The organism is Variovorax sp. P5_A3 (assembly GCF_056400665.1).
On record NZ_JBFUKW010000004.1, the window covers coordinates 154,144 to 168,126 of the forward strand.

The 13,983-nt window shown below is 67.4% G+C and carries 11 protein-coding genes; 2 read left to right on the forward strand and 9 right to left on the reverse strand.

The features are described from left to right. Positions 1-82: 82 nt before the first annotated feature. From AC1D3B_RS08170 to AC1D3B_RS08210, 9 genes are all read right to left on the reverse strand, one after another. Positions 83-2,386, reverse strand: a complete 2,304-nt coding sequence (locus tag AC1D3B_RS08170) for an FdhF/YdeP family oxidoreductase (protein WP_478190157.1) — start codon at positions 2,384-2,386, stop codon at positions 83-85. 146 nt (positions 2,387-2,532) lie between these two features. Then, positions 2,533-3,120 (reverse strand): HdeD family acid-resistance protein, encoded by a 588-nt coding sequence (locus AC1D3B_RS08175; RefSeq protein WP_478190158.1) that lies wholly within the window; start codon positions 3,118-3,120, stop codon positions 2,533-2,535. Positions 3,121-3,216: 96 nt separating this feature from the next. Continuing rightward, entirely contained in the window at positions 3,217-4,122 is a 906-nt protein-coding gene (locus tag AC1D3B_RS08180; RefSeq protein ID WP_478190159.1) for a LysR family transcriptional regulator, read from the reverse strand. Between the two features lie 57 nt (positions 4,123-4,179). Further along, complete coding sequence (locus AC1D3B_RS08185) at positions 4,180-5,877, reverse strand: OFA family MFS transporter (protein WP_478190160.1); 1,698 nt, start codon at positions 5,875-5,877, stop codon at positions 4,180-4,182. Positions 5,878-6,031: 154 nt separating this feature from the next. Continuing rightward, positions 6,032-6,976 (reverse strand): LysR substrate-binding domain-containing protein, encoded by a 945-nt coding sequence (locus AC1D3B_RS08190; protein ID WP_478190161.1) that lies wholly within the window; start codon positions 6,974-6,976, stop codon positions 6,032-6,034. 16 nt (positions 6,977-6,992) lie between these two features. After that, the gene (gene apbC, locus AC1D3B_RS08195; RefSeq protein WP_478190162.1) at positions 6,993-8,084 is read right to left on the reverse strand and encodes an iron-sulfur cluster carrier protein ApbC; all 1,092 of its coding nucleotides are present in this window, start codon (positions 8,082-8,084) and stop codon (positions 6,993-6,995) included. 169 nt (positions 8,085-8,253) lie between these two features. Continuing rightward, complete coding sequence (locus AC1D3B_RS08200) at positions 8,254-9,855, reverse strand: rhodanese-related sulfurtransferase (RefSeq protein ID WP_478190163.1); 1,602 nt, start codon at positions 9,853-9,855, stop codon at positions 8,254-8,256. Then, entirely contained in the window at positions 9,852-10,424 is a 573-nt protein-coding gene (locus AC1D3B_RS08205) for a cysteine dioxygenase family protein (RefSeq protein ID WP_478190164.1), read from the reverse strand. Before AC1D3B_RS08205 ends, AC1D3B_RS08200 begins: the two co-directional genes overlap by 4 nt. After that, complete coding sequence (locus AC1D3B_RS08210) at positions 10,421-11,620, reverse strand: acyl-CoA dehydrogenase family protein (RefSeq protein WP_478190165.1); 1,200 nt, start codon at positions 11,618-11,620, stop codon at positions 10,421-10,423. The genes AC1D3B_RS08205 and AC1D3B_RS08210 overlap by 4 nt, the downstream gene beginning before the upstream one ends. A 140-nt stretch (positions 11,621-11,760) precedes the next feature. Here AC1D3B_RS08210 and AC1D3B_RS08215 point away from each other — a divergent pair, with 140 nt between their 5' ends. Both AC1D3B_RS08215 and AC1D3B_RS08220 read left to right on the forward strand, forming a co-directional pair. Then, entirely contained in the window at positions 11,761-12,792 is a 1,032-nt protein-coding gene (locus AC1D3B_RS08215; protein ID WP_478190166.1) for an ABC transporter substrate-binding protein, read from the forward strand. A gap of 52 nt (positions 12,793-12,844) precedes the next feature. Further along, positions 12,845-13,948, forward strand: coding sequence for an LLM class flavin-dependent oxidoreductase (locus AC1D3B_RS08220; protein ID WP_478190167.1), 1,104 nt, complete (start codon positions 12,845-12,847; stop codon positions 13,946-13,948). Positions 13,949-13,983 lie beyond the last annotated feature (35 nt).

Genomic DNA, 13,983 nt, shown 5'->3' on the forward strand with positions numbered 1-13,983 from the left:
TCTCGATTGCTGGAGTGGCGTCGAGCTTAGGACGGGGGTCTCATTTCACAAGACTGAAACAGAAGGGTTAATCCATTCCTGTTCATCCTGGGGACGAAGGATTTGGCACGTGCGGTACGAGCACGACCGGGATCGCCTTGGATGCCGGCGTGCCCGCGTTGAGTGCGACGGAATCCAGCGGCACCAGCGGATTGGTTTCCGGGTAGTAGGCCGCGAGGTTGCCGCGCGGGATGTTGTAGGCCACCACCCTGAACTTGTCGGCCCTCCGCTCCTGGCCGTCATGCCACACCGTCTTGATGTCTACCCAGTCGCCGTCCTTCAGGCCCAGCGCGCGGATGTCTTCCTCGTGGATGAAGACCACGCGCCGCTGGCCGAACACGCCCCGGTAGCGGTCGTCCATGCCGTAGATGGTGGTGTTGTACTGGTCGTGCGAGCGCGTGCTGAGCAGGGTGAACACGACGGTGTCGCGCACCAGCGCACGGGCGCGGTGGGAGGGCGTGTCCTGCGGCACCGCATGGGTGTAGAAGCTCGCCTTGCCCGACGTCGTTTCCCAGACGCGGTCACTTGCCGCGTTGCGCAAGCGAAACCCGCCCGGTTCCGCCACGCGCCGATTGAAGTCCTTGAAGTCGTCGAAAACAGCTTCGATCCGGTCGCGGATACGGCCGTAGTCCTCGATCAGCCAGCGCCACGGCGTGCGGCTGCGTTGCCCGATGGTGGCGGCTGCGAGCCGCGCGACGATCGCCGGCTCCGACAGCAGGTGCTCGGAAGCCGGCGGATTCATGCCGACCGAGATGTGGACCATGCTCATCGAATCCTCGACAGTCACGCCCTGCACGCCGCCGGCCTGCCTGTCGATCTCGGTGCGGCCGAGGCACGGCAGGATCAGCGCCTCGCGGCCATGCACCACATGGCTTCGGTTGAGCTTGGTGGTGACGTGCACCGTCAGGTCGCACCGGCGCAGCGCCTTCCATGTCTCGTGGGTGTCGGGGGTGGCGGCCGCGAAATTGCCGCCGAGTGCGAAGAAGACCTTTCCCCGGCCGTCCAGCATGGCGCGGATGGATTCGACCGTGTCCCAGCCGTTCTCGCGCGGCGGCTCGAAGCCGAAGACGTCGCGCAGTCGATCGAGCAGCGCGACGGGCGGCTTCTCCCAGATGCCCATGGTGCGATCGCCCTGCACGTTGCTGTGACCGCGCACCGGACAGGCGCCTGCGCCGGGACGCCCGATGTTGCCGCGCATCAGCAGCAGGTTGAGCAGCATCTGGATCGTGGCCACGGCATCGGTGTGCTGCGTGATGCCCATGCCCCAGCAGACGATCGCGCTCCCGGCCTTGCGATAGACATCGGCCGCGGCACGGATCTGCGCTTCGCTCAAGCCCGACTCGCGCTCCAGCAACGGCCACGACTCGGCACGCAAGTCGGCCAGCAGCGCGTCGAAGCCGACTGTGTGCTCGGCAATGAACCCATGGTCCAGCACCGCCTCGCCCGCGTCCTCGCGCTCGACGAGATGCTTCATCATCCCCTTGACCACCGCGAAGTCGCCGCCCACGCGCAATTGGAAGTAGTGCGTGCTGATGGGCGTGGAGCCGCCCGTCGCCATCTCCAGCTTGTCCTGCGGATCGGCGAAGCGCTCCAGACCGCGCTCGCGCAGCGGGTTGAAGCTGACGATCTTCGCCCCGCGCCGGTGTGCGGCGCGCAGCTCGCCGAGCATGCGCGGATGGTTGGTGCCGGGGTTCTGGCCGAAGATGAAGATCGCGTCGGCCTTCTCGAAATCGTCCAGCGTGACCGTGCCCTTGCCCACGCCGACCTGCGGCCGCATGCCGCTGCCGCTGGGCTCGTGGCACATGTTCGAGCAGTCGGGGAAGTTGTTGGTGCCGTACTCGCGCACGAAGAGCTGGTAGAGAAAGGCAGCCTCGTTGCTGGCCCGGCCCGAGGTGTAGAACATCGCCTGGTTCGGATCCGGCAGTCCGTTGAGGTGGTGCGCGATCAGGGCAAAGGCGTCGTCCCAGGCGATTGGCCGGTACCTGTCGCTGGCGCTGTCGTAGACCATCGGATGCGTGAGACGGCCCTGGTCCTCGAGCCAGAAATCGCTCTTCTCGGCCAGTTCCGCCACGGTGTGCGCGGCGAACAGTTCCGGGCCCGCGCGGCGCGCCGTGGCCTCCGCCGCGACCGCCTTCACGCCGTTCTCGCAAAACTCGAAGGTCGATGCGTGGTTGCGGTCAGGCCAGGCGCAGCCGGGGCAGTCGAAGCCGTCGGGCTGGTTGGCCGACAGCATGGTTCTCGCCCCCTTCAGGGGAATGTCCTGCTTCAGGAGCGCGTTCGTCACGCTGCGCAGCGCACCCCATCCTCCGGCCGGGCCCTTGTACAGGGCAATCTTCTGTTCTTGCATGCGGCGAGTGTTCTCGGCACTCGCCGCAGCGTCCAATTGAATCGGGACATGCCCCGATTCGAAATCGAAATGGAAGTGCCTTGCTCAGTGCGTGACGCGCCCGCGCATCGCCGCAGGGTGGCCCGCGAGGCTGAAGGAGTGCCCCCTCAGGTGCCGAAGCGGCTGGGGATGCCGGGCTGGTCCTCCGGCTTCAGGCCCTTCATCTCGAAGGCCAGCACGACGAGCAGCAAGCCGAAGACGATCGAATAGCTCGCGATCACCCACACCAGCGCGACCGCGCCGCGCCCGGGACTCAGGATCATCAGCGCCCCGAACAGGATCGAGACCGCGCCGGAAAGGATCAGCATCCACTCGTTGTCGATCTCCTTGCGGATGCGGATCGCGGCCGCGACCTGCAGCACACCGATGAAGATGGCCCAGGCGGCAATGAACATCAGCAGCACGAAGGCCGTCATGCCTGGCCAGACCAGGGCCGCAAGGCCCGCGACGATGCCGATGAAGCCGGTCAGCACCAGCGGCCAGACCGGCTTGATGCCGTCGCGGATCCGCAAGCCCGCGATGATCGAGAACACCCCGTCCGCCAGCGCGTACGCGCCCCAGAAGAGGGCAAGCGTCACCAGGGTCGCGCCCGGCCACGCAAAGGCCAGCACGCCGAAGAGGATGGCGGCGACACCGCGCAACGCCATCCACCCCCAGTTGCCGCGGAGGTGTCCGAACATGCTTTCGATCGCCATGATTTCTCCTTGTGCCACGAGGGCCTCGGGACGCCGATTCCCTGCCAGCAATATAGGGGGCCATTCAGGGCGCGTAAATGGCCCTTCGGACAGGGCTCAGCTTCCGGCCTTGCCCCGCGTGCCGAAACGCGTCTCCAGGAAGTCGAGCAGCGCCCGCAATGCCGCGCTGTTGTGGCGCCGCTGGAGGTACGCGGCCGACAGCCACATGTCGCTGCGCGCGAACTCCTGCAGCACGGGCACCAGCTCGCCATGGTCGATGTGCGGCTGCACCAGCATCTCGGGCATGTAGATCACGCCGAAGCCCTGCATCGCGACCTGGATGAGGGGCGCCGACTCGGTGGCGTCCATTCGCGTTCGCACGGTCACGTCGAAGGGCTTGCCGTCGACCTCGAAGCGCCATTGGGGATGCAGTCCCAGGCGCGACTGCGTGAGCGCGTCGTGATGGGCCAGCTCGCTCGGATGCTGCGGCTTGCCGTGCTTCTTCCAGTACACCGGCGAAGCGCACACCACCAGGCTCCGGCGTGCCAGCTTGCGGACGATGAGGTTCTCGTCCTCGATCGGCCCGAAGTGGAGGGCCAGGTCGATGGCATCCTCCGCCATGTCGTCGAGCGGCCGGCTTGTCAGGTGCAGACTGATGCTGACATCGGGGTAGTGCCCCATGAACTGCCCGATCAGCTTCGGCACATCGCCCTGCCCGGCCCCGAGCGGCGCCGAGATGCGCAAGCGACCCGTCGGATGGTTCGCGTGCTCCTGCACCTCGGCCTGGGTGAGCTCGAACATTTCCATCATCGGCTTGCTGCGTTCGAGCAGCAGCGATCCGGCGTCGGTGAGGCTCACCGCGCGCGTGGAACGGTTCAGCAGGCGTACGCCCAGGCGCGACTCCAGCTCGGAGATGTACTTGCTCACCGTGGCCTTCGACACGTCGAGCTTGGTGGCCGCGCGCGAGAAGCTCCCGTGCGAGGCGACTTCACGAAAGGTTTTGATCAGGTCGAGGCTGTCCATGTCTGGGGCGCATTGTCCCCCGTCGCACCGGTTCCGCAGCCTCGTTGACTCAGACCGTCAGTTGAAGAACTTCGCCGCAGCCACCAATGTCTTGTAGACGCCCCATGCGAGCGGGATGCCGACGGCCCCCCAGGCCAGCCCGACCACCAGCGGGCTCACCGTGCCGCCGCCGTCCATGGACGCCGAACCCACTTCTGCCGCGACGGCCTTCTCATGGGCGAGCTTCTTCTCGTGCGCGAGTTCCTCGTCGCTCATGAAGTGCTTGTCCGCCACCGGCCGCACCAACAGGTTGGCGATCAGCCCGATCACCAGCATGCCAACCAGGATGTACATGGTCTGGTTGTAGACCTGCTCGCGCGGAATGCCGAGCCCCAGCTGGTACTCGCGCATGTAGTTCACCACCACCGGCCCGAGGATGCCGGCCGTGGCCCAGGCCGTCAGCAGGCGGCCGTGGATTGCGCCCACCATCTGCGTGCCGAACAGGTCGGCCAGGTAGGCCGGCACGGTCGCGAAGCCGCCGCCGTACATCGACAGGATGATGCAGAAGGCGCCGACGAAGAGCAGCTTGCTGCCGGCGCCCGCCGACGACGGGATGCTCCAGTACAGCAGCCCGCCGAGCACGAAGAACACGGTATAGGTCAGCTTGCGGCCGAGCCTGTCGGACAGGCTCGCCCAGAAGAAGCGCCCGCCGATGTTGAAGAGCGACAGCAGCGCCGCGAAGCCGCCGGCCACCGCGGCGATCGAGGCAAGCTGGGTCTTGTCGAGTTCGCCGAACTTCTTGGCGACGCCGATGAGGTTGCCGCCGAACACTTCCTGCAGCATCGGGCTGGCCATGCCGATCACGCCGATGCCTGCGCTGACGTTCATCGTGAGCACCAGCCACACAAGCCAGAACTGCGGAATGCCCCACACCTTCTTCACGTGCACGTGGCGCTGCGTGATCATGGCATTGCTGGTCTGGGCGGGTGGTGGCGTCCAGCCCTCGGGCTTCCAGCCGGTGGGCGGCACGCGGTAGCCGAGGGCACCGCCCATCATGAAGACGAAGTAGACGATCGCCATCACGACGAAGGTCTGCATCACGCCCACGTCGGTCGGGCTGGAGAAGGTCTTCATCAGGTCGACTGCGAGCGGCGAACCGATCATCGCGCCGCCGCCGAAGCCCATGATCGCCATGCCGGTCGCCATGCCGCGACGGTCGGGGAACCATTTGATGAGCGTGCTGACCGGCGAGATGTAGCCCAGGCCCAGCCCGATGCCCCCGATCACGCCCGAGCCGAGAATCATCAGCCAGAACTGGTGCAGGTGGATGCCCAGTGCCGACAGGATCATGCCGCCGCACCAGCACAGCGCCGACACGACACCGGCCTTGCGCGGACCGGCGCGTTCGAGCCAGCCGCCCCAGAGCGCGGCCGAGCAGCCGAGGAAGACGAAGAAGAGCGTGTACATCCAGCCCAGCGTGGCGATGCGCCAGTCGCAGCCGCTGGCGAACAGCTCGGCGAAGAAGCTCATGTCCTTCGCGCAGGCCTGGGCGCCCGTGCCTGCCGTGGCGAGCGCCTTCGAAAGCGGCAGCCAGAACACCGAGAAACCGTAGGCCATCCCGATGCAAAGGTGGATCGCGAGCGCCGCGGGCGGCACGAGCCAGCGGTTGAAGCCCGGCCCCGCGATGATTCGTTCCTTGTCTAGAAAGCCGGGTTGCGAACCCAGCCCTTCGATGGTGCCGCCCCCATCGAGGACGCCAGCACTTGAACCTGCCATTGCCATTACTCCTGTACCAGTTGTTGAATTCGCCGGGCCCCTCTCTGGAGGCCCCGCGGAGTTTCGACGGAGTTGTTACAACAGGTCAAGCGGGTTTCACATGGTTAACAGTTCCGGAATCCAGAAACGGGACGGGCTCCGCGATCGCGGCGGCTCAGCCTCCGAGGGCGCCGCTGTGTTGTTCGACCTGCGCGCGCCATTGCGGCGTCTGCAACAGGTCGAGCGCGGCCGCGAGAGCACGCGAAGGCCGCACGCCCTGCTGTGTCATGAAGCCGATCGGCGTCCGCACGTCCGGCGAGACGAGCGGCAGCGCTTCCAGGTCGCGATGGCTGCGCACCGCCGCGACCATGGCGCCCGGCAGCACGCTCCAGACCTCGCCGGCCTCGACACTCAGCACGAGCGCCAGCACCGAGTTGGTCTCGATGGCCGGCGTCACCGTGATGCCCGCTCTGTCGAAGGCCTGGTCGATGATGAAGCGGTTGTGCATGTCCGGCGCGAGAAGGCACAGCGGGTGCCGGGCGGCTTCCGCCCAGGGAATGGACTTCCCGATCTGCAAGGTGTCGGCCGCAGGGCGCGACGCGCGGCGCAGCAGGAAGTAGTGCTCGATGCACTGGGGCCACGCCTCCAGCCTGACTTCGCGCAGTTGCATCCGTTCGGTGTAGCCAAGCGCGAGATCGAGCGACAGGCTGTCGAGGCCCGTTTCAAGCTCTTGCGAGCTCATCGACAGCACGGAGGGCACGATGCCCGGATGCCGCTGCTGCAGCATGGCTGCGAAGCGGGCGAGCATCGGGACGGCGGTCGGCACGGCGGCCATCCGCACATGGCCGCAAGGGCGGCCTTCCTCGCTGCGCAACTCCTGCTGGAGCAGCTTGCTTTCGTGCAGCATGCGTTGCGCCGTCGCCAGTACGCGTTCGCCTTCATGCGTGAGGCCCACATAAGTGCGCCCGCGACGCACGATGACCACGCCGTACTCGGTCTCCAGCGCGCGCAGCGCATTCGACAGCGCCGGCTGGGTGATGTGGCAGGCTTCTGCGGCGCGGCCGAAATGGCGGTGCTCGTCGAGCGCGACGAGATAGCGCATCGAAGCGAGCAGGTTCATTCGGCGAGGCGAGGGGTCAGGTGTTCTTGCTGACCGTGATCGTTGGGAACTTGGCGGAAAAATCCTTCGCCTTCTCGGCGATACCCACAGCCACGCGTCGCGCGACCGCCTTGTAGATGCCCGCCACTTCCCCATCGGGATCGGCCACCACCGTCGGCGTGCCGCTGTCGGCCTGCAGGCGGATGTTGATGTCCAGCGGCAGCGCGCCGAGGTAGTCCATGTTGTATTGCTCGGCCATCTTCTTGCCGCCCTCGGCGCCGAAGATGTGTTCGACGTGGCCGCAGTTCGAGCACACGTGCACCGCCATGTTCTCGACGATGCCGAGGATCGGCACGCCGACCTTCTCGAACATCTTGATGCCCTTCTTCGCGTCGAGCAGCGCGATGTCCTGCGGCGTGGTGACGATCACCGCGCCCGTCATGGGCACGCGCTGCGAGAGCGTGAGCTGGATGTCGCCGGTGCCGGGCGGCATGTCGACGATCAGGTAGTCGAGGTCCTTCCAGTTGGTCTGGCGAAGCAACTGCTCCAGCGCCTGCGTGGCCATCGGGCCGCGCCAGATCATGGCCTCGTCCTGGTCGACCAGGAAGCCGATCGACATGACCTGTACGCCGTGGTTCTCCAGCGGCTTCATGGTCTTGCCGTCGTCGCTCTCGGGGCGGCGGTCGATGCCCAGCATCATGGGCTGGCTCGGGCCATAGATGTCGGCGTCCAGCAGCCCGACGGTGGCGCCTTCGGCCGCCAGCGCCAGCGCGAGGTTGGCTGCGGTCGTGCTCTTGCCCACGCCGCCCTTGCCCGATGCCACGGCGATGATGTTCTTCACGTTGGGCATCAGTTGCACGCCGCGCTGCACGGCGTGGCTGATGACCTTGGTCGCGATGTTGACCGAGACGTTGCCGACGCCCGGCACTGTCCTGGCGGCGGCGACCAGTGCCTGGCGCATCGCGGGTATCTGGCTCTTCGCGGGATAGCCCAGTTCGACGTCGAAGGACACATCGCCTTCCTGGATCTGCACGTTCTTCAACGCCTTCGTGCTGACGAAATCCTTGCCGGTATTGGGATCGAGAACCGACTTGAGCGCCTCCGCGAGCGCTTCTTGCGTAACTGCCATTGGAAACTCCTGAATGGCGGCTAGTCTAGTGCGCCCGCGCAAGCGCCTCTCGGAACGCCCCGGTTTGCCCCCATTCCAGGAACACCGCGGATCCGGCTCCGCCGGTCCGCAGGTGTTGCCCCCGGCAGGGGGTAGGCGGCCACACGAAGTGGGCAAGCCTGGGGGCGAGCTAGAGTGTTTTGAAGTGGTGCGTCCCGTCAGCAGCAAGCTGCGCGACCAGGCCGAATTCCCAGTCGAGATAGGCCTGCATCGCTTCCGTCGGCGCATCCGTGCCTTCGTAGGGGCGCCGATAGCGGTCGGTCGCCGGGGTCGCCAGGCGACTCCACCCGGTTTCGACCGGCAGCCCGGCAGCGAACCATGCGGCGTTGCCGCCCTCCAGGACCAGCACCTCGGCGTCGCGCCCGCGCGCAGCGAGCAAGGCGCGCACATCGAGGGCGGCAAAGCGGGCGAGCAGGCTGCTTCCGCAGGTGAGCACATAGCGCCGCGCGGCGGGAATCACGTCCAGAGCCTGCGCGAGCTGGGCACGGATCGCAAACCACGCGCCCGGAACGTGGCGCTTCGCGTGATTGACACTGGTCGTGACGTCGATCACCGCGGCATCCTGCGGCGAATCCCTCTGCAACTCGGCCAACCGGGCCGGCGTGATCCCGGACACCGACGGCGCCGCGGGATGATCGGCCGGCGAAGCGCCCTGTGCACTCCGTGCGGCAACGGGATGCGCCTCCACCACGTACGCCTCCCATCCCATCTGCGCGAGCCACGACGCCGTCATCGACGCGCGCACGCCGTCGTCATCGGCCAGCACGACGCGCGCGCCCCGCACGGGTACGTGATGATCGGTCTCCTGCACCAGTTGTCCGCCTGGTGCGCTCGCAAAGCCCGGCAGATGGCCGTGTTCGTACTCCTCCGGCGTACGCACGTCGAAGCGGTAGACCGTGCGGCCCGGCGCTTCGAGCGTCGCGAGCGCGCCAAGGCCGATCCAGCGCACGCCCGCGCGACGTGCCACGTCCTGCGCATTCGCCTGGGCGACGGCACGATTCGCATCACCCGCCGCCGGTGCGCGACGCGATGCTCCGTGATCCAGCACCTGCCCGGCCAGCTTCCAGCCGATGGTTCCGTTGCGCAGCGCGGCGACCGGGTTGGGAATGCCCGCATTCACCAGCGATTGCGTGCCGATGATGCTGCGCGTGCGGCCGGCGCAATTGACGATCACCTGCGTGCGCGGATCGGGCGCCAGTTCCCGAACGCGCAGCACCAGTTCCGCGCCCGGCACGCTGGTCGCGGTGGGGATGCTCATGGTCTGGTACTCGTCGAAACGCCGCGCGTCGAGCACCACCACATCGGCACGCGCATCGATCAAGGCCTTGACCTCCTGCGCCGAGAGCGAAGGTGTGTGACGCTCGTGCTCCACCAACTCGCCGAAGGCCTTGCTCGGCACGTTGACGTCGCGGAACAGTTCGCCGCCCGCAGCGCGCCAGCCGTCGAGCCCGCCTTCGAGCACGTGCACGCGCGTGTAGCCAAGCTCGGAAAGCCGCGCGGCCGCGATCGGCGCGAGGTCGACACCTTCATGCGCGCCGTAGACCACGACCAGCGTGTCTCGGCGCGGGATGCGGCGCCATGCATCGAGCTCGATGCGCGACAGCGGCAAGTTGGCAGCCCACAGCGGATGCGCCTGCGCGTACGGATCTTCTTCGCGCACGTCGAGCAAGGCGATTTCATCGCGTGCGAGGAGATGGGCGCGCACGGCGGCAACGGTGAGAGGGGCGGTCATGTGATGGAAACGAGTTGGCCTGCGGGCGATTCGGAGTATCCGGAGACGAAGGGCTTGCGCCCGCCTTCAGGTGGATAAGTATGGCGTTGTACCTTGCCGATGTCGGCACCGTAGACGTGGATGCTGATCGACACGCGGTCGTCGCAGGCATTGCGCACGCGGTGCACATCGCCGATGCGCGGCGAGACGGCCTCGACATCGCCCGGGGCGAGCCGCACAGGTGGGCCCTCGGCCATCGGCAGGCCTTCGCTTTCGCGGTAACCCTGGCTGATCTCGGCGCCGCGCAGCATGCCGATCAGGCCCCATACGGTGTGGTCGTGCACCGGCGTGGCTTGCCCCGGCCCCCAGACGAAGCTCACGACCGAAAAGCGCGCTGCCGCGTCGACGTGGAGCAGATATTGCTGGTACCGCTCGGGATTCGGTTTGGCGAATGCATCCGGCAGCCAGTCATCACGCGCCACCAGGCTGCGAAGCAATGTGCCGCCCTCTTCCAGGATGCGCGCTTCATCCGGATCCGCATCGAGCAGCCGGCCGAAGGCGATGACGAACTGGCGCAATCGCGTACTCATCGGGCCAGCGCGCCCTTGCCGGCAGCGACCAGGATCGCGTCGTTCTGCGGCGTGTGGATGCGGCTGCACAGCACGTCGCGATAGTGGCGTTCGAGCGGGTTCTGGCGCGTGAGGCCGTGATTGCCGCTGAGCTGAAGTGCGAGTTCGACCGCGCGAATCGCCTGCGTGGTGACGGTGTATTTCAGCAAGCCGCTGTCCGATGCCGAGGGCGCACGGCCTGCATCGACTTCGGTGGTCGCGTGCTGCAGCAGGACGCGGTTGGTGCGCAGCAACGATTCGATCTCGCCAACGGTCTCCTGCACGCGCGGCAGGCTCGCCAGCGCCGCGCCGAGTCCGCTCGGGGCCCGCCGGTTGAGGAAACCGACCAGCCAGTCGCGCGCCGCGCGAGCCACCGCGTCGTAGAGCGTGCCCAGCAGCACCACCATCCACGCTTGCTGCGTGGCGTGGGCGTCGATGTCGGTCTGGCTGCCCGCATCGGGCGCCCAATCGGCCGGCGCGCGCAGGTCGACGGCGTGGTCGAGCGGGATCGCGACATCCTCGAACAGCACCTCGTGGCTGCCCGAGGCGCGAAGGCCCAGGTGGTCCCAACTCGCGATCACGCGAACACCGGGCGCATGGCGTGGCACGAGGAAGACGCCGACACGTGGCGCGGCTTCGTCCGTCCGGCCCCAGACCGACAACCAGCTCAGTCCTTCGATGCCGGTCGTGTAGAGCTTGTGTCCGTCGAGCTTCCACTGGTCGCCCTCGATGCGCGCGGTCGTGGCCGGCAGGCCGCCGCGCGCGGGCGAGCCCAGCGCAGGCTCCACGCGCAAGGCGTTGATCAATGCACCGTCGCGCACTGCGTCGCGCAGCACGCGTTCGCGCAGATGCGACGGCCACCGGCTGTCGGTGCGGCCAATGGCCAGATGCTGCAGCCAGGTCATCGTCAGGATCAGCGCGGTTGCCGGCTCGCCATGGGCCACCGCCGCCAGCACGCGGCGTGCGGTTTCGAGCGATGCACCGCCGCCGCCCTGCGCGCGCGGTGCGACGAGGCTGACGAGCCCGTTCGCATGCAATGCGGCGAAGTTCTCGCGGGGAAAGGCGCCGCTGCGATCGAGATCGGCGGCGGTCTCTGCAAAGAGGGAGGACAGGCGCGCAAACAGCGCGTCGTCCGAATCTGGCGCGGCCGGCACGCGGCGCAGGACTTGTGTACTCATGGGGCCGGACCTTAGCCGCCGTCGTGCGCGCGGAAAACGACGGAAGCCGCATATCCAAACTCGTTTTTCTGCGTTCGCTTTCGATGCGCAGCGCATTACGGTCACGCCTCTGTTCAAGCGACACGGAAGGCGCGAGCTTCATGACATTTCCTCTTCACCCGGACCATGCCGCCGCCTGGTCGCGCCGCCGCTGGCTGCGGACTGCCGGCGTGGCCGCTGCCTTCGGCGCTGCAGGTCCGATCGCCTCGTCCGCCATCGCAGCGACGGCGACCGACCTCTCCGGCGTCACGCTGCGCATCGGCACCTACAAGGGACTCTGGCGTCCGCTGATCGAGGCATCGGGCCAGGGCAGGACGCCCTACAGGATCGACTGGCGCGAGCTGAACAATGGCGTGCTCCACATCGAAGCCATCCAGGGCGACGCGCTCGACGTCGGCTCCGGCAGCGAGATTCCGGCCACCTTCGCGGCACGCCAGAAGGCCAAGGTGCGCTTCGTCGCCGTGATCCACGAGGACCTGAACAACCAGGCGACGCTAGCGCGCAAGGATGCGCCCATCAAGACCATCGCCGACTTCAAGGGCAAGCGCGTGGGCTATGTGCGTGCCACCACGGCGCACTACTACCTGAGCAAGCAGCTTGCAGAAGCAGGCCTCTCGTTCAGCGACATCCAGCCCATCAATTTGAGCCCGGCCGATGGTCTCTCGGCCTTCGCACGCGGTGATCTCGATGCCTGGGCGATCTATGGCTACAACGGGCAACTCGCACGCACGCAGTACGGCGCCAGGACCATCAAGACCGGCAAGGGCTATCTCTCGGGCAACTTCCCGGTCTATGCCAATCCGCGCGCGGTGGATGACCCGTTGCGCCATGCCGCCATTGCGGACTTCCTGCTGCGCCTGCAGCGCGCGTACGCGTGGGCCAACGACAACTACCTGGACTACGCCAAGGCGCAATCCGCCGAGACGCGCGTGCCGGTCGGCGACCTGATCGAACTCTTCAACGGCCGCAGCAACGACTACGGCCTCGGCCCCGTCACCGACGCAGCGGTGCGCAGCCACCAGGAGGTGGCCGACACCTTCGTGAAGCTCGGCGTGCTCGACGGCCCGGCCGATGTCGCACCACTGTGGGACCGCAGCTTCGGCGCGGCGCTGTCGCGCGGCAATCCGGCCTGACTCCCCTGCTTCCATTTCATCCATTCCTCTCTTCCATTCCAAGGACGCACCCATGAGCGACATCGAATTCATCGGCATGATCCAGACCCAGAAGGTCTCGGAGATCCACCCCGCGCGCGGCCCCGCCATCGACCGCGACTACGTGCGCGCCTTCGCGCAGGCCCATGAGCAGGCCGGCTTCGACCGCGTGCTGGTGCCGCACCACTCGACCAGCCCCGACGCCACCTTGACCGTGGCCTACGCCGCATCGGTCACCGAGCGCATCCATTTCATGCTGGCGCACCGGCCCGGCTTCGTCACGCCGACACTTGCGGCGCGGCAGTTCGCCTCGCTCGACCAGTTCAGCGGCGGCCGCCTCGGCGTGCACTACATCTCCGGCGGCTCCGACGACGAGCAGAAGCGCGATGGCGACTGGCTCGACCACGACCAGCGCTATGCCCGCACCGACGAATACCTCGACGTGCTGCGCAAGGTGTGGACCAGCGACAAGCCCTTCGACCACGAAGGCGCGCACTATCGCTTCAAGGATGCGTTCTCGGAAGTGAAGCCGGTGCAGTCGCTCAACGGCAGGCCGCATGTCCCGGTCTACTTCGGCGGTGCATCGGAGGCCGCGATCCCGGTCGCCGGCAAGCATGCGGACGTGTACGCGCTCTGGGGCGAGTCGCTCGACCAGGCCCGCGAACTCACCGGCCGCGTGCGCGCCGAAGCCGCGAAGCACGGCCGCAGCGTGCGCTTCTCGGTGTCGTTCCGTCCGATCCTGGCGGAGACCGAGGAGAAAGCCTGGGAACGCGCCGACAGCATCCTGGCGGAGACCCGCCGCCTGCGCGTGGTGCAGGGCTTCGGCCGCGGCGGTCCGCAACAGAGCGAAGGCGCCCGGCGCCTGCTCGCCGCAGCCGAAAAGGGCACCCGCCTCGACAAGCGCCTGTGGACCGCCGTCGCGCAGGAAATCGGCGGCCGCTCGAACAGCACGGCGCTGGTCGGTACGCCCGAGCAGGTGGCCGACGCCCTGCTCGACTACTACGACCTCGGCGTGACGACCTTCCTGATCCGCGGCTTCGATCCGCTCGAGGACGCCATCGACTACGGCCGCGAACTGATTCCGCGCGCACATGCCCTGGTGGCGCAGCGCCTGGCCGCGCGGCGCAAGGCGGCCTGAGCCCTTCGATGCATCCACGTGCCAGAAAGGACCGC